The organism is Rathayibacter sp. AY1H3 (genome assembly GCF_002932015.1).
Genome location: NZ_PSUU01000058.1, coordinates 1 through 16,963, shown reverse-complemented (window position 1 = coordinate 16,963; position 16,963 = coordinate 1). Strand labels below are relative to the sequence as shown.

Below are 16,963 nucleotides of genomic sequence, written 5' to 3'. Positions count from 1 at the left end.
ACTGCAGTTCCGCTCCGTCGCGGTAGAAGTAGTTGAGGCCAGTGAAGCCGTGCCCGCCTCCGAGGTCGTTGCGCAGAGCGTCCGCGTTCGCGTACTGGTGCAGCGTCGAAGCATCAGAGTGACCGGCCGACCATCCCTTCACGGAACGAGGTTCTACCTTGCGTTGCGCAACCGCAGACGATCACCGGTGACGCCGACCGCGACGGTGACTGCGGCGGCGACCAAGCCCCATCCCAGCCCGAGCGTGAATGTTCCCCTGCTCGGGTCAGCCCAGTTCTCGATCTCCGGGCGTCTGGTGAAAGCAGCAGAGTTGAGCTGGGTTGCCGCGAAGGCGACAACAAGAGTCACCAGCGCAAACACCACCAGCGCAGCCAGAGCCCACACCAGGAGCTGCCGACGTCGACTCCGCGCGCTCCCTCGAACAGTCATGTGCTGAGCGTACGAACTGGACCGCCGCGGCGCACTAGCCGCAGTGCAAAACCTTAACGATCAACCGGCCATCCTCCGTCTCGCACCGAAGGAGCAAAGCGTCCGGTGGTCGATCCCTATACGGAACGCGCACCAGGCCCTCGGGTTCGCGAGACTAGACCGGTGTCGAAGCAGAAGAAGATCCGTGAAGTGCTGCTCTCAGCTTGGGCGGGAAACGAGGCCGTCCGGATCTGGCGCGGCTCGAAGAGGGACGAGACGATCGAAGGGTTCGTCGTCGGAGTCGGTCGCCGATGGACGCTTGTCACACCGATGACGACCGGGGGCTTCTTCGACGGCTATGCCGCGATCCTCCTGACCGACATCAGTCGCGCGCGTCCCTACGACACCTGGGAGCACCGCTTCTCTCGAACACGGCCCGAGTGGCCCCCGCGGCCGCCGGCAGGAAAGCCGACGATCGATCTGGACAGCACCTCGGGCATGTTGGCGACCTTCCTCCAACCGGGCGTCCTGCTCTCCATCGAACGCAAGAAGCCGCGGGGTCCGCTATGGGTGGGTGTACCGAATGAGCTCACCCGGAGATGGTTCTATCTCTGGGAAGTCGACTCGAACGCCGTCTGGCATCCCGAGCCGCTGGGTTACAAACCTCGAACCATCACACTGGTCAAAACCGGCGACCGCTACCTCCGCGGTCTGACCGTCGTCGCGGACCCTCCTCCGTCCGAGGACCTCCCCCACCACTGGACAGCCCGTTCGAAAGCCGGGAGACGTCAGCAGTGACGTGCGACCCGCTTAGCCATCCCCTTACGGGACGCCCTCTAACCCGTTCCCGTACGGGACGATGCGAGCGCTAGTCTCCTCGCCGTGATCCTTGATCTAGAGCCCGGCGACGCGCGGTGGGCGGCCGCTCTTCTCGTCCTCCGCGAGCTGCGCCCCCATCTCACTGACGAACTGCTCGAGCTGGTACTGCGAGAAGGCGCGCCCCAAGGTCTCCGCTTCACCGCCCTACTGCAAGACGATCGCTGCGTGGCTGTCGCCGGCTGGCGAGTAGTCGTCAACACGAGCGCCATCAGGAAGCTCTACGTCGATGACCTCTCCACCGCCGCCGCCGAGCGATCCCACGGTCACGGCGCGGCACTCCTAGCCGCCCTAGCGGAGCGAGGCCGGGAACTGGGGTGCAGCGCGATCGAGCTCGACTCCGGCGTGCAACGCTTCGAGGCGCATCGCTTCTACCTACGCGAACGGATGGACATCACCGCCCATCACTTCGCTCGACGGCTCGACCAGTAAGTGCAACGGGCTGCCTCCCCGCACCGTTCAGCAGGGGACCGCCACCGGACGCCGGATGTCAGTGGGTAGTTTCACCGTCCGGACGACGATCCCCTGCCGGACGCCCTCAGCGGGCTATTGGTCGATGGACTGCATGTTGCCGTCGTCGTGGCGGGCGCCGGCGGCGGGGGTGAGTCGGTCGAGGCGGTCGAGCTGTGCGGGGGTGAGCTCGATGGTGTCGGCGGCGGTGTTCTCCTCGACACGGGTGACGCGGCGGGTTCCGGGGATGGGGGCGATGTCGTCGCCCTGGGCGAGGATCCAGGCGAGCGCGGTCTGGGCGGGGGTGGCGCCGTTCTCGGCGCCGATGGCACGGACCTCGTCGACGATCTGGAGGTTCTTGGTGAAGTTCTCACCCGTGAAGCGGGGGTTGGTCTTGCGCCAGTCGTTGTCGGGGAAGTCGTCGACGGTGCGGATCTGGCCGGTGAGAAGGCCGTGGCCGAGGGGGGAGTAGGGAACGAAGCCGATGCCGAGCTCGCGCAGCAGCGGGAGGATCTCGTCTTCGACGTCGCGGGTCCAGAGGGAGTACTCGGTCTGGAGGGCGGCGACGGGGTGCACGGCGTGGGCGCGGCGGATGGTCGTGGCGCTGGCCTCGGAGAGGCCGAAGTGGAGGACCTTGCCCTCGGCGACGAGGTCGGCGACGGTCTGCGCGGTCTCCTCGATGGGCGTGTTCGGGTCGACGCGGTGCTGGTAGTAGAGGTCGATGTGGTCGGTGCCGAGGCGGGTGAGGGATCCTTCGACGGCGGTGCGGATGTTGGCAGGGCTGCTGTCGATGCTGCGGCCGCCGCCGGCGGCGTGGGAGACGAGGCCGAACTTGGTGGCGATGATGACGTCGTCGCGGCGTCCGGCGATCGCGCGTCCGACGACCTCTTCGCTGTGGAAGGGTCCGTAGACCTCGGCGGTGTCGATGTGGGTGACGCCGAGCTCGAGGGCGCGGTGGATGGTGGCGATGGACTCGGTGTCGTCGGTGGCGCCTTCGGCGGTGTAGGTGCCGGCCATGGTCATCGCGCCGAGGCCGATGCGGGAGACGGTGAGCTGTCCGAGGTGTGCGTTCTTCATGGTTCTCCTGGTGGCGGTGGTCGTGGTCAGCGCGGGGTGATGAGGACGGTGGCGGATGTCGGGGCGGGGCCCTGCATGACCCGTACCGCGGAGCTGCCGGCGTACTTGGCTGCGTACGCGGCGTCGATCAGGTCGGCCGGCGCGTCGGGGGCGTCCTGGAAGCGGGCGTCGTGGACGGTGCCGGCGACGCGGATGCGGCCGGCGTTCTGGGTGATGGCGGCCTGATACCAGCGGGATGCGGTCCCGTTGGCGGCGCGGACGTAGACGTTCCCGTCGACGACGAGCGCCCACGTCTGGGTGGGGGTTCCGTAGGTGGTGCCGTCCTCGCGGAACGGGGAGACGTAGAGGTCCGGCTCCTGCTGGATCGAGTCGAGGATCTCCGGGGTCCATGCGGGCATGGTGGTGCTCCTTTCGGAAGTCGCTGGATGCGCGTGCGCGCGGGTCAGGCGGGTCGGTCGTTCTGAGTCGCCGGTCTGGTCGGCGTGTGCGTGGGGGCGGGGTGGGTCCAGCTGGCGAGCAGTTGGAGGCCGTCGTGGGTGGGGCTTGCGGGTTCGGCGGTGAAGACGAGCATCTGCAGTCCCTGCTCGCTGGCGAGGTCCATCGACTCGAACGAGAGGTCGAGGTCGCCGACGAGGGGGTGATGGATGTTCTTGGTGCCGGTGCGGTGCTCGCGGACGTCGTGGGAGGCCCAGAGCTTGCGGAACAGGTCGCTTCGGGTGGAGAGTTCGCCGACGAGGTTGCTGAGCTCCTTGTCGTAGGGGGAGCGGCCGGCTTCGCGGCGCAGCAGCGCGACCATCTGGCGGGTGTTCCCGGTCCAGTCCCGGTAGAAGTCCTGGGCGCGGGGGTCCAGGAACACGAACCGGGCGGCGTTCACCTGCGGGTCGGGGCCGTCGAACATGGGCGCGAACAGGGCCCGGCTGAGCGCGTTGGTCGCGACCGCGTCGAGCCGGCCGTTCTGGACGTAGACCGGGACGGTCGTCATGGCGTCGATCATCTGCTGGACGCTCGCCCGCACGGCGCCCTTCCGGGCAGCGGGTGCGCGGCGGCGGGGGTGGACGCCGACGTTCGCGGCCCGGACGAGGTCCAGGAGGTGGGCGTGTTCGGCGTCGTCGAGCTGGAGGGCGCGGGCGATGCCGTCGAGGACGCTCTCGGACACGCCGGCCGCGTCGCCGCGCTCGAGGCGCCGGTAGTACTCCGAGCTCATCCCGGCGAGGAGGGCGACCTCTTCACGGCGGAGCCCGGTCACGCGGCGGCGGCCGCCGTAGTCCGGCAGGCCCGCCTGCTCCGGGGTGATCCGGGCACGACGCGACGTGAGGAACTCGCGGATGTCGTCCTGGGGGGTGTCCATGACCCCGAACCTACGTCGCCCGCCCGGTCGGTGCGGGGCCCTGGTGGTGACCCCATAGGCAGGGCCTCGCACGATCTGGGGCCGCCGATTTCACTGGGAGCATGCGCCGGCCACACCGCCGGCACCCCTCAACGGAAGGCAGCACCACCATGAGCACGAACGTCTGGTTCATCACGGGAGCCGGCCGCGGCATGGGCATCGACCTCGCCAAGGCCGCCCTCGACGCCGGCCACAAGGTCGTCGGCACCGCCCGCGACGCCGCGAAGGTCACCGAGGCGCTCGGCGAGCAGGAGAACCTCCTCGCTGTGTCCCTCGACATCACCAAGCCCGACACCATCCAGGCCGCTGTCGATGCCGCTGTCGAGCGGTTCGGCCGCATCGACGTCCTCGTCAACAACGCCGGCAACTTCTACGCCGGCTACTTCGAGGAGATCAGCGACGCCCAAATGCGCCAGCAGATGGAGACCAACTTCTTCGGCCCCCTCAACGTCACCCGTGCGATCCTGCCCGTCATGCGCCAGCAGCGCAGCGGCAAGGTCGTCTCCTTCTCCTCCGCCGCGGGCATCGTCGGCCAGGAGTTCTGCGCCGCGTACGCAGCATCGAAGTTCGCGATCGAGGGATGGATGGAGTCGCTGCGCTTCGACGTCGCCCCCTACGGGATCACGACCACCATCGTCGAGCCGGGCTTCTTCCGCACCGAGCTGCTCACCGAGGGCTCGTCGCTGTGGCCGGAGCTGTCGATCTCGGACTACGCCGAGCGCACCGAGCAGACGATCGCCGCGTGGAAGAGCATGAACGGCCAGCAGGGCGGCGACCCCGCGAAGCTCGGCCGCGCCCTGGTGGAGATCGTCGCCCTCGACGAGCCGCCGCTGCGCTGGATCGCGGGTGCAGATGCCGTCGCCGGTGTTGAGCAGAAGGCCCGCGACCTCCTCGCCCAGGCCGACGCGCACCGCGACCTGTCCTCGAACCTCGACCACGACGCCGCCTGACCCACCCCCTCACGCTGCCGGGCCGGACACCCGGCTCGGCAGCCCTCACCCCACCGCTTCATCAGATGGAAGGCACGACCATGAGACGCACCCTCGCCGCGGCGACCACCCTTACCGCGCTCCTCGCCCTGACCGCCTGCAGCACCGGCCCCTCCGGCGCCGACGACACTGCACCGACCTTGAGCGCGACGCCCAGTGTGACCGCTACCGCGGAGGCGCCGACGGACACGGCCGCGGGCACGCCGATCACCATCACCGCAGACGGCCAGACCTTCACCGCCACGCTGAACGACAGCCAGGTGTCCCAGGACTTCATCGCAACGCTGCCCGTGACCCTGGACTGGTACCGGAACGCCGGCATCGAATACATCACCGAGCTCCCCGAGCCGATGACCGAGACCGGCCCGTTCTACACGAACGTCGAGGCCGGCGATCTCGTCTACTACAACCCGATGGACAGCATCACGATCATCTACGAGCCCACCAGCTCCGTCCCGACGCTGACGAAGATGGGCGAGATCACCTCCGACCTCAACGCTTTCCAGGACCTTCCCGACGACGTCGAGATGCGCATCGAGCTGGAGTAGCGCACGCGGGCCGGATCCGCGTCCGGAGAGGGATTCCCAAACGGGACTGGCTGACGCCTCCTCGACGCCCTGCCGGTTTCACGTCGAGTTGTATCGCTTGAGTTTGATTCGGAACCAACTCGATCGAGCGGACACGTCCCAAGTGCTGGCGAGCGACGAGTTCCAACGGCAGCGGACCCTCTGGACCGAGTGCATCAAGCGGGAAGGCCTGACTGACTCGACGTCCGATGACGCACTGGTCCCCGACTTCCCGGCCGCCGGACCAAAGCAAGTCGCGGTCGCGGTCATCGACGTCACCTGCAAGGACCAGCTCGGCACCGTCGAAGCTCTCGCAGGCCTGGAAACACGGATTCAACTCGACTTCATCGACGCTCACCAGAGCGAGTTGCAGCAGCTCCGCGCCGACGTCGATCAAGTGCTCCGCGAGGCCGAGAAGATCACCTGACTCGCCAGAGCAGCTGACGACGCTGCAAAGGTTCCCAGTGGCCCGGTAACGCCCGAAGGACGATCCTTCTGCGGTACCGAGACGCCTTCGGCCGGTTCCAGCAGTGCATGGCGGACACCAACTACCCACTGAACGCCCCGGACGTGACAGCGCCCGTCATCAGCTACTCCTACGGCGACGGCGCCTACGACGCGGGCGTGGACGTCCAGTGCTACGACGCCGAGTTCAAGCAGATCGACATGGCCTGGCAGCTCGAGAACAAGTGAGCGAGGTGGGGGGCTCGGCGTTGTCGAGCCCCCCACCTCGCGGCGATAGACCGCCGCAGAGAGACCCCGGAGCGTCGTTAGTCAGCTTCGAGGGCTCTACTGTGGCGAGGCGGCCGAGAAGTGGGGACTTCGTGCAGGCCGCGCGACAGACCGGCGCGGGGGCGTCGGTGTCGCACTGCTCTCGGCCGCGACTCAGTCGCGGCCGAGAGCAGCTACCCGATATGAGGAACGGCGAGCCGGTGAACGATGCCCTTGCCCTCGGCGCACAGGGAGACGGCCGTGATGTGTGGATCTTGGCGGCCTCGGCGATGTTCACCGTTGTGCCGGTACTCAGCTCGCTTCGGCGCCGAGCTCCCATTCCGTTTTGTAGGCGTCTGCCTCGGTGCGCAGGTACGCGCGGCGCTCCGCGGTCGTCGCGGCGCTCAGGTCGATCCTTCTCAGGTCGCCTGTGCGGGCGAGCAGGAGGGCGGGGGTCGTTCCGTTGTCTAGCTGCTGAGTGGCGAGGGCGATCGATGTTTCCATGAGGGAGATCTCCGACGGCGTCAGTGCCTGATCGGGGAAGTAGATGTGCGTGGCCAACCGCTCCCCGTCACTGAGTTCGAGGATGAGGTGGAGGCGCAGGCTCACCATCTGAGTGCCGTCGACGTCGATGACGACGACGTTGCGCTGCTGCCGACGGGCGGACCGCACGGCTGTCGTCCCGAGAAGGGCAAGCATGCCTCGCGCGGCGGCTTCGTAGCTGGCGCGCTTGTTCGAGGGGGCGGCTTCTACGACGTCGTGGAGGGCTGAGCCGCGGCAGCCGTCGTTGATGTACTCGATAGTCCCGCTGAGGAACCGCTCGTAGAAGAAGGCGAAGAAGTTTCCGTCGCGAGACGCGAACACCTGCTCGCGATCCTGTGCGACGTGAGTCCGTCTGCCCTTGGCGCGAGCGCGGACGAAATCGCGCAGGTGCACGAGGGAGGGAGTGTGCTCGGGTGTGGCCGATTCGGGGGTCGCCGGTGCGTTCATCGTGGGCTCTTCCTGCATCGCACGGTCTCCCAGGGTGCTGCGGAGGAGGTAGTCCTCAGCAGCACCCTGGGTTAAGCTCGACACGATTCCTTGCCGGGAAAATCCGTATCGACCCCTGTGGCCGCTGACCCAAATCTGTCAGCAGGTGCCGACAGGGGTCTTTGCGTATGCGGTCATAATTATCCCACGCCGGTACGACATCCGCGGCGCTCAGAGACGATCTGAGCGCGAAAAAGGGGCGGTCGACCGAAAATGCGTCCCTAGACGTAGGAATCGCGCGGACGGCGCCCTGAAACCGCCCTGGGACCCTTTCTGCGGCAACTCGTCGGTCTCGCACCACACGTCGGCCAGCGGTAACCGGATTCGGCTACTTCGGTCCTTTCGGTGGTGCGCCAGCGGAGACGGACTTCGCGCCAGATTGACCGCAGGCTTCTCCCGCCGACGAAGATTCGATCTGTGAGCACCAGCATCGACGGCCAGCACTACCTTCTTCTTCGGAGCGCCTTCTGGGCCGAGACGTCGGACGTCATCGGGGTCTACGGCAACGCAGAGCGGGCCCGGGAAGCAGCACGGGATATGGCGGGCGTACCGCCCACACCGGATCGGTGGGTGCTCGAGACGTGGAGCGGCAGCGAACTGCGTAGCAGCGTCCAGCTCGACTGACGCTCGGGCAGTGCGCGGGTCTCGTGGACACGTCCAGGGTCCGGTGGGAGGGTGGGCGCATGTCGAAGCCCCGGACCAAGCTCGCGCGTGCCGCGCTGATCTCCAACGGCATGGTGTGGTTCGGGCTGTCGTTCATGCTCTTCGCGATCGCCGGTGAGCAGACGTATTCGGCGTTCACCGGTGAGTGGTTCAACGTGCTCGGGTGGGTGCTGATCGTCGCCGTGGCCGCCGGCCTGGCGGTCGTCGGTGTGATCGAGAACCGGAACATCCGGGCGGGGAAGAAGTACAAGCCGCGTCCTCGCCGCTGACTACCGCTCGAGCGCGCGTGGCCGTTCCACGCGCGTGACCGGGGGGTCGAGGGGGCTCTCCCCCTCGTGCGGGCCGGCCCGTTTCGGGTCGGCCCGCGCACGCGCTCAGAGCGCGAGCGTGTGGAGGATCAGGGTCGTGGAGCCGATGGGCTTTGGGAAGTCGGTGTAGTCGAGGGTCGCGCGGCGGTTGCTGATGAGGTCGAGGGCGATCAGTTCCTCCTCGGATTCGTCCGTCATGTCGCCGGGCTCCTCGTCCCATTCGCGGAGGACCTGCCGGTCGGCGTCGAGGACTTTCCACAGTCCCCAGACGTGGGCGATGGGGCCGGTCCTCTCGTACTTGAAGACGAGGGCGGTCGCGGTGGGCCAGCCGTAGGCGGCCGCGGCGACGATCAACGCTCGCGCTGCGAGCGGCCGAGGTCGCCGTCGACGCCGCGGCCGCTCGCAGCGTCGGGTCCTCCTGGTACGGGTCGAAGCGGTGGGCGGGGCGGGGTGCGGTGGTCGTGGTGGTCATGGTGGGCCTTCCTGTGCAGCAGTGGGAGAAGAGCAGGGGCGGGACCGGCGCGAGCCGGTCCCGCCGGGTGGGCTAGCTGAGCCCTGCGGCGTCGGCGGGGGTGCTGTCGCCGGTGACGACCTGCTCGACCGGGGAGAGCGCGTATCCCCAGGCCGCGAGCTGACGGAAGTGCTCGGCCGTGCGCTCGTCGCCGCGGCGCCAGGACTCCTTGCTCGTGTGCGCCTCCTGGCCTCCGAGCACGACGGCCAGCGCGACCAGACGGGCCTTGGCGGGGTTCGCCTCGACCAGCGCTGCGAGGGCGTCGGCGCGGTAGCCGGAGGGGCGCTCGATGCGCAGCAGCGCGTGCGCGAGGTCGCTGCCGCCCGTCATCCCGGAGGACACCGCGAACCGGTGAGCGGTGAGGCCGAGAGCGATGACGCGATCCGCGTCCTTGGGGAGGGTCTTGCGGGCGAGGAACGTCGCGATCCACTCGCGGCGCACCTTCTCGGCCGCGTTCCACGCCTTGTTGTTGGCGATGAGCACCTTCCGCTCAGCGGACTTCTCGGCCCGCTCCTCCTCGGCCTCCTCCTCGGTCTGCGGCTGCTCGGGGGCGCCGTAGGCGTAGGTGAATCCGGCGGCGGTGGGGTCCTGGACGAGGAGGGTGACCTCGACCTCTCCGCGCCAGCTGGTGTCGATGAGCACTCCGCGTCCGGGAACGGCGGCGACCTGCTCGGGCGTGACGTTCTTCCCGTCCTCGCCGCGCAGCTGCCGCACCGGCGTCCACGTCGCTGCGTCGCCGTAGGCGTCGGAGCGGGTGAGGATCTGGAAGCCGTTGCCGGTGTACTCGGCGGCGGTCGCTGCGAGGAGCGCCTGGTGCGCGGCCTCGTCGCGGAGGGTCTGCGCGGTGTGCTCGAACTGGGCCGGGTCGTGTATGGCGACCTCGATCAGGGTCGCGCGGGCGTCGGCGTCGTCCTCGAACTCCAACAGCACCGCCGCCTGGTCCAGGGTCAGCTCGTGCTCGTGCAGAACGGACGTGACGGTCGCGGACTCCGCGACCGCGAGCCCCTTCTTAACCGCGTCGGTCTTGGTGCCGGTGCACTTGGCGATCGCTACGGCGGACACGCCTTCGAACGCGAGCTGCGCCCACGCCGCGGTGCGGTCCGCGACCGAGAGTTCGGCGCGCTGGTCGTTCTCGATGATCTGCTGCACGATCCGGTCCGCGGTCGTCTCGTCGCCCTCCACGACGTAGACCGGGATCGTGACGACCCCGGCCTCGCGGGCGGCGAGGGTGCGGCGCTGTCCGGCGCGAACGATGACGTTGCCGTGCTCGTCGCGGCGGGCGAGGACCGGAGTGATGACGCCGTTCTCGCGGATCGACGCGATGAAGTCCTTCGTCAGCGGGGCGCTGGTGCGCACGTTCGCCTCGATCACGAGGGCGGTCGGGTCGATGTGCTGAACGGTCCCGGTTCCGGTGGTGATAGTCACGATGGTTTCTCCTCAATCGGTGTGCGATCATTGAGGCGACAAGTCCCGTGGTTCTAGACCAACTACGGGGCTTTTGTCGTCTTTCTGATCGTTTTTCTTTGCCTCTCCGGCGAGTGAAAACCAATTGAGTGGAGTCGGCGGAGTGACGGCTCTCTTGGGCGAAATAAGGGAGCGTGCGACCGCGTCCGAGAGAGACGGCACGTAGCCGACGGAGCGAGATAGGTTGAAACCGCGGAGAGGTGAAGAAAACGGGTAATCCGGCCGCGTAGCGGCTCCCGCCGGCGGTGCTCCGTCACCGCTGCGCGTGCGGAGCTCGCGCCCCGCCGGAGAAACGACGTCGGTAGGCTTCGGGTAGGTGACGCTTAATCACCCCGGACGGGAGAACGACATGAACGCCGTGATCTACCGCATTCGCTCCATCGCCGCATCGCTCCGCGCGAAGTTCACCACAGCGCCGACGGCGCTGCCGAAGGATCCGTTCGGGGAGCCGCCCCGCGAGGCTCACGACCCGCACTCGTACCAGGAAGAGTCCTGGAAGGCACCTGCGCCCTCCACGATCAACTTCCACTGAAGCCATGCTCCCCGGGGGAGTGTGAGGGGGTCGCCCCTCACGGGCCGACCCAGAAGGCCGGCCCCTCCCCCGCACTACTCGGCGGGCGTCAGGAACGCGATCAGCGCGGCGGCCTCGGCGGTGCCGTCGTCGTAGACAGGCATCCCGCCGGGTCCGCACTCCCCCGGCAGTCCGAGCGTGTTGCGGGTGTGCGCGAGGATCTCCGCGTCGGTCGCGGTGGTGTTCTCCGGGTCCTCGTCGCGGCTGATCGCGAGGATGAGCGCGAGCTGTTCGGCCGTGGCGCGGCCGGTGTCGGTGCGGGTCATGGTGTGGTCCTCTCAGCGGTTCAGGAACGGGGCGACGCGGCGGATCGCTGCGCGGCGGGCGTGGGCGACGCAGTGGCGGAATGAGCCGCTGGTGATGCCGTGCAGCTGGTCGGAGTGCCACGCCTCCCAGATCCCGGACTTACGGCGGGTGACGTGCACCGAGGGCATCGTCTTGGGGTCGGTGCCCACGACGCGGACGTCGACCGCGCGGGTGTTCGCGAGCGTGAGGTAGGTCTTCGCGGTGGTCTGCAAGTCGGTGGTGGTCTGCATGGTGTGGGTGCTCCCTCTGGCTGATCGTTTTTCTTTGCCTCTCCGGCGGGGAAAACCGTTTGAGTGGAGGCGGCGCAGTGACGCCGATAGCGGGCGAAATAAGCCCGCAGGGCGCGTCCGCTATCGGTGGCACGGAGCCGGTGGAGCGAAATAGGTTGAAACCGCGGAGAGGTGAAGAAAACGGATGGAACGGGCCGCATCGCGGCCTCCCATTGGCGGTGCTCCGTCACCGCTGCGCGAGTGCAGCTCGCGCCCCGGAACGGGACACCGGGGAGCGTGAGGGGGTCGCCCCTCACGGGCCGGCAGCGCAGGCCCTCCTGCTTAATTGCTTGGCTGGCAGGCGGCGCTGGCGGCTACGGTGGGCGGATGAACCGCCTTACGGCAGCTGCGATCGCGATCGCGGTGCTCACTGTCGCCAGCGGTTGCTCGGCGGTTGCACCTGAACCCGCGTCGAAAGCGCCGAACGGCGATCCGATCGTCGCCGCTCGCAGCCTCCCTGATGCTGGTGGCGTCGTCGCCGGTAGCGACGCCAGCTCAAGCTGCGGCGAATACGTTCTTGAGCAAGGCGGTGACTTGCCTAGCGAGGCTCGAGCGTGCCTCGCGACCGCCGCGATCGCGGGAGACGAAGCGGAACTGGCGTGGAGCACACCGACTACCGAAGGCGACCCGATCGTCTCGTTCGCGTTCGTCGGAGGCTCGATCGACGGCGTCGACGTGTACACGACGACGGCGTTCGATCGCCACAACGGTCTCGAAGAGCCCACGGGCGTGGGCGCCAGCTGGTCACTCCTGCACTGTGCCGATCCGGCAGATCTGCAAGGTTCGGGCGACTGCGAACGCTACGTCGAGGGATGAATCCTGAGCCGAGCACCTCGGAGACTGAGCCGCATCGCGGCCTTGGATGTGCGGTGCTCCGTCACCCGCCGGCCCCCACGCTCGAGCGGTTCGTGTCAGCGTCGGATGCGACGATGGAGGCATGTGGGAACTGGCACTTCGGACGCGCGCGGAATCGGCATCAACGGTGGTGCGCAGCAACGCGGCGACGAGCGCCGCGGCGATCCCGGAAGTGCGCGCAGCGATCCCGGAGGATCACGTCATCCTCTACGCGGTCCGGATCGCGAACGGCTCGGAGTAGAACCCACCGGGATTCGCTCGGAACCACTAGCGTTGCGATCAGTTCCGGAAAGCGATGGTCTCGTGATGGCAAACGTGTTGAAGTTCGTCGGAAAGGCATTCGTGATCGTCTTCCGCCTTCTGGGTGCGGCGGTGTCCGCGGGACTCGCCGCTCTGGGCGTGGGCAGCTTCCAGCAGCCCAACCCCGGACCGCCTCCGTCCTCTACGGAGAACCGCGAATATCGGCCGTAGAACGGCGAACTCTGCGGCGGATGGCGGAGTATCTCGGACGACCGAGTCCTACTCAGCCGCGGGGGCGGCGCTGCGGCGGGGTGCGCGCTGGGTGGTCGTGGTGACGACGGCGGTCGCGCGGATGAGGTTGGGGCCGATGGCGTCGGCTTCGAGGACACGGCCGGTGCGGCGGTTCTCTCCTTCGCCCCAGGCGACGGTGCGCTCGTAGCCGACGACGATTACGGCGTCTCCCTTGTGGAGGGAGGCGAGCACGTGCTCGCCCAGCTCGAACTTCGCTTCCACGTAGTGCGTGGTCGGGGCGTCGTGCGGGGTCCACTCCCCCGCCCGGTACTCGCCGGTGTTCTCGATGACGCGCAACTTCACGATCTGCACGCGGCCCGCCTGCACGGCCTCGGGGTCGGCGGCGAGGTTGCCGGTGATCGTCCTGGTACTCATTTGCCTTCTCCTGCTGGTTCGGTTCGTGGGTCGTCCCGTCGACGTCGGCGGGATCTCGTCTGCGGCGTCAGCCGCGGGGTTGTCAGTGGGGGGCGGCTCTATGCCCCAGGACGCGAGAGCGTCGCGTCGGGTGACCTCGACGGGCGGCTCGGACAGCGCCCTGCGCTGTTCGAGCTCGGCGCGCGTCACGGCGACACTCGGGAGACGCCGCTCGTCGCCGTAGGCGAGGCGGTAGTACCGATCGGCCTCGTTCTCGGCCCAGTCGACCTCGCCTTGACGGTCCGCGCGCCCGGCGAGATACCCGGCCCGGTACTCGTCGCTCTCGACGTCCGGGCCGGTCACGCTGCGTGCTTCTCGATGAGGTCGGGGCGGAACCCCGACCAGTGATCCTGGTCGCTCGCGACGACCACGGGGGCGGCGGAATAACCCAGCTCCTCCGTGACGTACGCGAGCGCTGCGGGGTTGGTGGTGATGTCGACGGTGGTGTACTCGATGCCCTTCTTCTCGAGCACCCGGTAGGTCATGGTGCACTGCACGCATGACGGCTTCGAGTAGACGGTGAGCATCAGTCGTCCCACCGGTCGCCGCGGTGCGGGTCGTGCTCGTCGTTGACCGGGGACCAGGCGTGCAGCTCGGCCCACTTCTCGGCGGCGTCGGTGTGTCCGGCGTGGGTGAGGAGGTCGATGATGCCCGTCGCGCGCCAGCACGGCAGAGTCGGGGCGATCGCTTCCGTGACGGCCGGGTCGGAGAGCGTGGCCGCGAAGGCCTCCACGGCCGCCTGGTAGGTCGCCGCCGGGTCGGGCGCGGTCTGCTGCTGCTCGCTCATCGGTGAGTTCCTTCCGGGGCGTGGGCGTCACCCTCGTCGTCGTCGCTCGCATGCTCCGCGATCCACAGGTCCGCGGCCTCATCTCGTCCGAATGCTCGCAGGAGTCCGGCCAGCGCGTCGACCTCGGCGCAGCTGAGTCGCACGGCCAGCTCGTCGGCGGTGTCTCCGTGGGAGAACACGGACGCGAACTCGGCCACCGCGCCCCAGAGGGTCGGCTCCTCGGCCGCCGGGCTGGTGGTGATGGTGTCGGACATGGCGTTTGCTCCTCGGTGGTGGTGCGGGTCAGGATTCGGTGCGGGTGAGGGTGTCCACGAACATGACGCCCTCGGGGCCGGGGATCGTGGCGGTGTGTGCCAGCGCCCACCCGTTGCGTGCCAGACCTGAGAGGTCGACGTCGCGCTCGGCGATCCGGCGCAACTGGCTCTGCATCCCCTCCTCGTTCGCGGCCGGGACGAAGGTGCTGACGGTGGTGATCTGCTGCATGTTCTTCCTCTTCCTCATCGTTTTTTTGCCGTGTTTCTCAATCAGATTTGTCAAGCCAGCGGGGGTGGTCTGGCTCGGTTGTTCTTCCTTCTCTCCCAGCGTTTTTTTGCCTGGAAGGCACGTAGTGCCGAGCAGGGTCGGAGGCGGGAGCGCAACCCGGAGGGCGGCGGAGGAGAGGTTGTCGGCGCGATGGGAGGGAGCGCAGCGACCGCGTGCCGAGAACCTCGGAGGAGCCGGCCGCGCAGCGGCTTGCGTGGACGCCGGAGGCCCGTACGCTGCCGAAGGCTTCCAGGCAAAATGCGCACAGCGCTCAGGACCGTCGCCGACCGGAGGTCGGCGTCCGCTCGTGTCCGTGAACCGCGACGCTCGTCGCGGCGGCTTTCAGTGGTCTTCGGTGAGGTGGCGGTAGATGGTGCCGCGGGAGACGCCGAAGGTGTCAGCGATCTGCTGGACCGTGTAGGTCTTCTCGTCGTACATCGCGCGTGCCTGCTTCGCCTTCGTGGGCGTCATCTTGAAGCGCCCGCCGCCCTTGCGACCGCGGGCTCGAGCGGCGGCGAGGCCGTCGTGGGTGCGCTCCACGATGAGGTCGTGCTCGAACTCGGCGATCGCGGCGAGCATGTGAAAGAACAGCCGCCCGCCCGGAGTGGTGGTGTCGATGCCCTGAGACAGAGCCTTCAGCCCGACGCCGCGCTGTTGGAGGCCGTCGGCCACCTCTTTCAGGTTCCGCACGGACCGGCCGAGGCGATCGAGCTTCGTCACGACGAGGGAATCGCCCTCGCGGAGGTAGTCGAGAGCGTCCTCGAGCGCGGGACGCTTCGCGAGCACTCCGGAGGCGTGCTCGACGAACACCTTCGCGCAGCCGGCGGCCGTGAGCGCGTCGGTCTGAGCGTCAGGGTTCTGGTCTCTGGTCGAGACGCGCGCGTATCCGATCGAAGCCATGTGCCGACTGTACTGCGAACGTAGGTCGCGGGTCATAGCTCTCGGACACGGGTCGTGGAACACGGCGCGCCGATCGAGGCGCTGCGGTGATCGACCGTCTCGTGGACGATCGTTCATGGGAGTACAAGCGAACGCGCTCCCGAAGGACCGGCGCGGGCCCGAAGGGGCAGGACAGGAGGATGATCGGGGAATGATGATCGAGGTTCTCCACATCGACGACTGCCCGAACTGGAAGGATGTCGGGCCTCGCCTGGACGAGGCGCTGGCGACCACCGGCCACTCCGACATCCCCGTCACCTACCGGCTTCTGGCGACACCGGAGGACGCCGCCGGCGTCGCTTTCGCGGGTTCCCCGACGATCACCCTCGACGGGGAAGACCTGTTCCCGTCGGGCGGGCGGACCACGGATCTTGCCTGTCGGATCTACTTCACGCCGAGCGGGCTGGCGGGTCTTCCGACGACGGAGCAGCTCGTGGAAGCGATCGCTGCCCGTGAACCCTGATTCCTCCGTCACCTGTTCCTGCTGCGGACGGGCCCGCCGTCGACGTCAGGTTCACGCACTCAACGATGGCGCCGCGTACGTGTGCCGGCGGTGCGGGCTCTGGATAGCGCTGCGCCCGGGCAGCGATCACCCCCGCGCCTCCTCATTGTCTCGGCGCTGACACGCCGGAACTCAACGCCGGTCAGGTCGTTCGGGTTGCTCTCAGCCCGAGCCGGGTGCGGCCGCGAGGCTTGAGGACGGACAGGGCGGTGATAACCACGAGAACGACGGCGCCGCCGGCGGTCGCGACGACCAGTTGCGTGCGGGTTCCCTCGAGCGTGGAGGGGATGAGCCCGTGGCGGGCGGCGAGGGACATCGTCTCGATGAGGCGCGTGTGCAGCAGGAGGACTGCGGTTGCGAAGACACTCAGCCACAGCTTGATCGCCACCCAGTAGTGGCGCACCAGTCCCCAGTGCGTTCCGAGGCCTTGCAGGATTCCGGTGGCGAGGGAGGCGAGGGCGAACGGGATGATGACGAACGTCCCCAGCGGGTCCAACGCCAAGTAGGCGCTTCGGACCGTGAAGGGGTCGCTGCTGGTCGCTCCGACGAGCGCGATCGCGAGGAACGCGCCCACCGCGCCGAACCAGCCCACGGACACCAGGACGTGGACGGTGAGGGCGACTCGGCGAGCTCGCGGGCCGAGCATCATCAGTGATTCATCATCTGCGCCCCGCCGCCGGTGAGCAGGTGCACGACGATGAAGCCGATCGCGAGGACGACGACGACGACCATGAACACCTTCACCCAGCGGGGGCGCTCCGGGACGGGCGACGGCGTGCCAGACGGGTTGGAGTCACTCATGCGCTCAGCCTAGGCACCCGCCCAACC

Annotated in this window: 29 protein-coding genes; 12 read left to right on the top strand and 17 right to left on the bottom strand. The window is 68.2% G+C overall.

Annotated features, from left to right (window positions below):
- Positions 1 to 153 precede the first annotated feature (153 nt).
- Positions 154 to 429, bottom strand: a complete 276-nt coding sequence (locus tag C5C33_RS18300; protein ID WP_146085812.1) for a hypothetical protein — start codon at positions 427 to 429, stop codon at positions 154 to 156.
- A gap of 162 nt (positions 430 to 591) precedes the next feature.
- On the opposite strand from C5C33_RS18300, the gene C5C33_RS16590 reads away from it, so the two are divergent.
- Positions 592 to 1,206 carry a hypothetical protein gene (locus C5C33_RS16590; RefSeq protein ID WP_104261655.1) on the top strand — a complete coding sequence of 205 codons (615 nt, stop codon included), beginning with the start codon at positions 592 to 594 and terminating at the stop codon, positions 1,204 to 1,206.
- Between the two features lie 84 nt (positions 1,207 to 1,290).
- Positions 1,291 to 1,716, top strand: a complete 426-nt coding sequence (locus C5C33_RS16585; protein WP_104261654.1) for a GNAT family N-acetyltransferase — start codon at positions 1,291 to 1,293, stop codon at positions 1,714 to 1,716.
- Between the two features lie 114 nt (positions 1,717 to 1,830).
- On the opposite strand, the gene C5C33_RS16580 is transcribed toward C5C33_RS16585, so the two are convergent.
- From C5C33_RS16580 to C5C33_RS16570, 3 genes are read right to left on the bottom strand one after another with little or no spacing between them, the layout of a single operon-like run.
- Positions 1,831 to 2,811 carry an aldo/keto reductase gene (locus C5C33_RS16580; RefSeq protein ID WP_104261653.1) on the bottom strand — a complete coding sequence of 327 codons (981 nt, stop codon included), beginning with the start codon at positions 2,809 to 2,811 and terminating at the stop codon, positions 1,831 to 1,833.
- Positions 2,812 to 2,837: 26 nt separating this feature from the next.
- Positions 2,838 to 3,209 carry a DUF2255 family protein gene (locus C5C33_RS16575; protein WP_104261652.1) on the bottom strand — a complete coding sequence of 124 codons (372 nt, stop codon included), beginning with the start codon at positions 3,207 to 3,209 and terminating at the stop codon, positions 2,838 to 2,840.
- Between the two features lie 44 nt (positions 3,210 to 3,253).
- The gene (locus tag C5C33_RS16570) at positions 3,254 to 4,159 is read right to left on the bottom strand and encodes a helix-turn-helix transcriptional regulator (RefSeq protein ID WP_104261651.1); all 906 of its coding nucleotides are present in this window, start codon (positions 4,157 to 4,159) and stop codon (positions 3,254 to 3,256) included.
- A 149-nt stretch (positions 4,160 to 4,308) separates the two neighbouring features.
- On the opposite strand from C5C33_RS16570, the gene C5C33_RS16565 reads away from it, so the two are divergent.
- The 4 genes from C5C33_RS16565 to C5C33_RS18710 all read left to right on the top strand — a co-directional run bounded on the left by C5C33_RS16565 (position 4,309) and on the right by C5C33_RS18710 (position 6,446).
- Complete coding sequence (locus tag C5C33_RS16565; protein WP_104261650.1) at positions 4,309 to 5,148, top strand: SDR family oxidoreductase; 840 nt, start codon at positions 4,309 to 4,311, stop codon at positions 5,146 to 5,148.
- 80 nt (positions 5,149 to 5,228) lie between these two features.
- The gene (locus C5C33_RS16560; RefSeq protein WP_104261649.1) at positions 5,229 to 5,735 is read left to right on the top strand and encodes a cyclophilin-like fold protein; all 507 of its coding nucleotides are present in this window, start codon (positions 5,229 to 5,231) and stop codon (positions 5,733 to 5,735) included.
- A 142-nt stretch (positions 5,736 to 5,877) separates the two neighbouring features.
- Positions 5,878 to 6,180 (top strand): hypothetical protein, encoded by a 303-nt coding sequence (locus tag C5C33_RS16555; protein ID WP_104261648.1) that lies wholly within the window; start codon positions 5,878 to 5,880, stop codon positions 6,178 to 6,180.
- Positions 6,181 to 6,287: 107 nt separating this feature from the next.
- On the top strand, positions 6,288 to 6,446 hold the full coding sequence (locus tag C5C33_RS18710; protein ID WP_181136077.1) for a hypothetical protein: 159 nt from the start codon (positions 6,288 to 6,290) through the stop codon (positions 6,444 to 6,446).
- Positions 6,447 to 6,776: 330 nt separating this feature from the next.
- Here the strand turns inward: C5C33_RS18710 and C5C33_RS16550 are convergent, their stop codons facing one another.
- Positions 6,777 to 7,538, bottom strand: a complete 762-nt coding sequence (locus tag C5C33_RS16550; protein ID WP_104261647.1) for a hypothetical protein — start codon at positions 7,536 to 7,538, stop codon at positions 6,777 to 6,779.
- A gap of 372 nt (positions 7,539 to 7,910) precedes the next feature.
- Here C5C33_RS16550 and C5C33_RS16545 point away from each other — a divergent pair, with 372 nt between their 5' ends.
- Both C5C33_RS16545 and C5C33_RS16540 read left to right on the top strand, forming a co-directional pair.
- The gene (locus C5C33_RS16545) at positions 7,911 to 8,117 is read left to right on the top strand and encodes a hypothetical protein (RefSeq protein ID WP_104261646.1); all 207 of its coding nucleotides are present in this window, start codon (positions 7,911 to 7,913) and stop codon (positions 8,115 to 8,117) included.
- Positions 8,118 to 8,176: 59 nt separating this feature from the next.
- A complete protein-coding gene (locus tag C5C33_RS16540; protein WP_104261645.1) occupies positions 8,177 to 8,425 on the top strand; it encodes a hypothetical protein in 249 nt (82 codons plus the stop codon).
- Between the two features lie 105 nt (positions 8,426 to 8,530).
- Here the strand turns inward: C5C33_RS16540 and C5C33_RS16535 are convergent, their stop codons facing one another.
- Positions 8,531 to 8,818 carry a hypothetical protein gene (locus C5C33_RS16535; RefSeq protein ID WP_104261644.1) on the bottom strand — a complete coding sequence of 96 codons (288 nt, stop codon included), beginning with the start codon at positions 8,816 to 8,818 and terminating at the stop codon, positions 8,531 to 8,533.
- 190 nt (positions 8,819 to 9,008) lie between these two features.
- Complete coding sequence (locus C5C33_RS16530; RefSeq protein WP_104261643.1) at positions 9,009 to 10,400, bottom strand: ParB/RepB/Spo0J family partition protein; 1,392 nt, start codon at positions 10,398 to 10,400, stop codon at positions 9,009 to 9,011.
- 355 nt (positions 10,401 to 10,755) lie between these two features.
- Here C5C33_RS16530 and C5C33_RS16525 point away from each other — a divergent pair, with 355 nt between their 5' ends.
- On the top strand, positions 10,756 to 10,971 hold the full coding sequence (locus C5C33_RS16525; protein WP_146085811.1) for a hypothetical protein: 216 nt from the start codon (positions 10,756 to 10,758) through the stop codon (positions 10,969 to 10,971).
- A gap of 74 nt (positions 10,972 to 11,045) precedes the next feature.
- Here the strand turns inward: C5C33_RS16525 and C5C33_RS16520 are convergent, their stop codons facing one another.
- The gene (locus C5C33_RS16520; RefSeq protein ID WP_104247873.1) at positions 11,046 to 11,276 is read right to left on the bottom strand and encodes a hypothetical protein; all 231 of its coding nucleotides are present in this window, start codon (positions 11,274 to 11,276) and stop codon (positions 11,046 to 11,048) included.
- Positions 11,277 to 11,288: 12 nt separating this feature from the next.
- The gene (locus tag C5C33_RS16515) at positions 11,289 to 11,546 is read right to left on the bottom strand and encodes a hypothetical protein (RefSeq protein ID WP_104261642.1); all 258 of its coding nucleotides are present in this window, start codon (positions 11,544 to 11,546) and stop codon (positions 11,289 to 11,291) included.
- Between the two features lie 366 nt (positions 11,547 to 11,912).
- Here C5C33_RS16515 and C5C33_RS18295 point away from each other — a divergent pair, with 366 nt between their 5' ends.
- Together C5C33_RS18295 and C5C33_RS18705 are read left to right on the top strand one after the other, a co-directional pair.
- The gene (locus C5C33_RS18295; protein WP_146080973.1) at positions 11,913 to 12,401 is read left to right on the top strand and encodes a hypothetical protein; all 489 of its coding nucleotides are present in this window, start codon (positions 11,913 to 11,915) and stop codon (positions 12,399 to 12,401) included.
- Positions 12,402 to 12,522: 121 nt separating this feature from the next.
- Positions 12,523 to 12,681: a hypothetical protein gene (locus C5C33_RS18705; RefSeq protein ID WP_181136272.1), complete on the top strand. Its 159-nt coding sequence runs from the start codon at positions 12,523 to 12,525 to the stop codon at positions 12,679 to 12,681.
- 278 nt (positions 12,682 to 12,959) lie between these two features.
- On the opposite strand, the gene C5C33_RS18290 is transcribed toward C5C33_RS18705, so the two are convergent.
- From C5C33_RS18290 to C5C33_RS16485, 6 genes are all read right to left on the bottom strand, one after another.
- The gene (locus C5C33_RS18290) at positions 12,960 to 13,688 is read right to left on the bottom strand and encodes a single-stranded DNA-binding protein (protein ID WP_146085810.1); all 729 of its coding nucleotides are present in this window, start codon (positions 13,686 to 13,688) and stop codon (positions 12,960 to 12,962) included.
- Entirely contained in the window at positions 13,685 to 13,915 is a 231-nt protein-coding gene (gene nrdH / locus C5C33_RS16505; RefSeq protein ID WP_056045893.1) for a glutaredoxin-like protein NrdH, read from the bottom strand. The genes C5C33_RS18290 and nrdH overlap by 4 nt, the downstream gene beginning before the upstream one ends.
- Positions 13,912 to 14,172 carry a hypothetical protein gene (locus C5C33_RS16500; RefSeq protein ID WP_104261640.1) on the bottom strand — a complete coding sequence of 87 codons (261 nt, stop codon included), beginning with the start codon at positions 14,170 to 14,172 and terminating at the stop codon, positions 13,912 to 13,914. Before C5C33_RS16500 ends, nrdH begins: the two co-directional genes overlap by 4 nt.
- Positions 14,169 to 14,426 (bottom strand): hypothetical protein, encoded by a 258-nt coding sequence (locus C5C33_RS16495; protein WP_219814960.1) that lies wholly within the window; start codon positions 14,424 to 14,426, stop codon positions 14,169 to 14,171. The genes C5C33_RS16500 and C5C33_RS16495 overlap by 4 nt, the downstream gene beginning before the upstream one ends.
- A gap of 28 nt (positions 14,427 to 14,454) precedes the next feature.
- Entirely contained in the window at positions 14,455 to 14,655 is a 201-nt protein-coding gene (locus tag C5C33_RS16490) for a hypothetical protein (RefSeq protein WP_104261639.1), read from the bottom strand.
- 381 nt (positions 14,656 to 15,036) lie between these two features.
- Positions 15,037 to 15,594, bottom strand: coding sequence for a recombinase family protein (locus C5C33_RS16485; protein WP_056045802.1), 558 nt, complete (start codon positions 15,592 to 15,594; stop codon positions 15,037 to 15,039).
- 190 nt (positions 15,595 to 15,784) lie between these two features.
- Between C5C33_RS16485 and C5C33_RS16480 the strand changes: the two genes are divergently transcribed.
- Positions 15,785 to 16,096 (top strand): thioredoxin family protein, encoded by a 312-nt coding sequence (locus C5C33_RS16480; protein WP_104261638.1) that lies wholly within the window; start codon positions 15,785 to 15,787, stop codon positions 16,094 to 16,096.
- Positions 16,097 to 16,277: 181 nt separating this feature from the next.
- Here the strand turns inward: C5C33_RS16480 and C5C33_RS16475 are convergent, their stop codons facing one another.
- Positions 16,278 to 16,784: a DUF2269 domain-containing protein gene (locus C5C33_RS16475; RefSeq protein ID WP_219812359.1), complete on the bottom strand. Its 507-nt coding sequence runs from the start codon at positions 16,782 to 16,784 to the stop codon at positions 16,278 to 16,280.
- Positions 16,784 to 16,936, bottom strand: coding sequence for a hypothetical protein (locus tag C5C33_RS18700; RefSeq protein WP_157603228.1), 153 nt, complete (start codon positions 16,934 to 16,936; stop codon positions 16,784 to 16,786). The genes C5C33_RS16475 and C5C33_RS18700 overlap by 1 nt, the downstream gene beginning before the upstream one ends.
- Positions 16,937 to 16,963: the final 27 nt, after the last annotated feature.

Bases quoted from the DNA above. Each gene is read 5' to 3' on its own strand.
- C5C33_RS16500 (WP_104261640.1), bottom strand. From the start codon at position 14,172: ATGAGCGAGCAGCAGCAGACCGCGCCCGACCCGGCGGCGACCTACCAG.
- C5C33_RS16515 (WP_104261642.1), bottom strand. From the start codon at position 11,546: ATGCAGACCACCACCGACTTGCAGACCACCGCGAAGACCTACCTCACG.
- C5C33_RS16520 (WP_104247873.1), bottom strand. From the start codon at position 11,276: ATGACCCGCACCGACACCGGCCGCGCCACGGCCGAACAGCTCGCGCTC.
- C5C33_RS16495 (WP_219814960.1), bottom strand. From the start codon at position 14,426: ATGTCCGACACCATCACCACCAGCCCGGCGGCCGAGGAGCCGACCCTC.
- C5C33_RS16575 (WP_104261652.1), bottom strand. From the start codon at position 3,209: ATGCCCGCATGGACCCCGGAGATCCTCGACTCGATCCAGCAGGAGCCG.
- C5C33_RS18705 (WP_181136272.1), top strand. From the start codon at position 12,523: ATGTGGGAACTGGCACTTCGGACGCGCGCGGAATCGGCATCAACGGTG.
- C5C33_RS16580 (WP_104261653.1), bottom strand. From the start codon at position 2,811: ATGAAGAACGCACACCTCGGACAGCTCACCGTCTCCCGCATCGGCCTC.
- C5C33_RS16475 (WP_219812359.1), bottom strand. From the start codon at position 16,784: ATGATGCTCGGCCCGCGAGCTCGCCGAGTCGCCCTCACCGTCCACGTC.
- C5C33_RS18295 (WP_146080973.1), top strand. From the start codon at position 11,913: ATGAACCGCCTTACGGCAGCTGCGATCGCGATCGCGGTGCTCACTGTC.
- C5C33_RS16540 (WP_104261645.1), top strand. From the start codon at position 8,177: ATGTCGAAGCCCCGGACCAAGCTCGCGCGTGCCGCGCTGATCTCCAAC.
- C5C33_RS16480 (WP_104261638.1), top strand. From the start codon at position 15,785: ATGATGATCGAGGTTCTCCACATCGACGACTGCCCGAACTGGAAGGAT.
- C5C33_RS16560 (WP_104261649.1), top strand. From the start codon at position 5,229: ATGAGACGCACCCTCGCCGCGGCGACCACCCTTACCGCGCTCCTCGCC.
- C5C33_RS16485 (WP_056045802.1), bottom strand. From the start codon at position 15,594: ATGGCTTCGATCGGATACGCGCGCGTCTCGACCAGAGACCAGAACCCT.
- C5C33_RS18710 (WP_181136077.1), top strand. From the start codon at position 6,288: ATGGCGGACACCAACTACCCACTGAACGCCCCGGACGTGACAGCGCCC.
- C5C33_RS16565 (WP_104261650.1), top strand. From the start codon at position 4,309: ATGAGCACGAACGTCTGGTTCATCACGGGAGCCGGCCGCGGCATGGGC.
- C5C33_RS16490 (WP_104261639.1), bottom strand. From the start codon at position 14,655: ATGCAGCAGATCACCACCGTCAGCACCTTCGTCCCGGCCGCGAACGAG.
- C5C33_RS18300 (WP_146085812.1), bottom strand. From the start codon at position 429: ATGACTGTTCGAGGGAGCGCGCGGAGTCGACGTCGGCAGCTCCTGGTG.
- C5C33_RS18700 (WP_157603228.1), bottom strand. From the start codon at position 16,936: ATGAGTGACTCCAACCCGTCTGGCACGCCGTCGCCCGTCCCGGAGCGC.
- C5C33_RS16570 (WP_104261651.1), bottom strand. From the start codon at position 4,159: ATGGACACCCCCCAGGACGACATCCGCGAGTTCCTCACGTCGCGTCGT.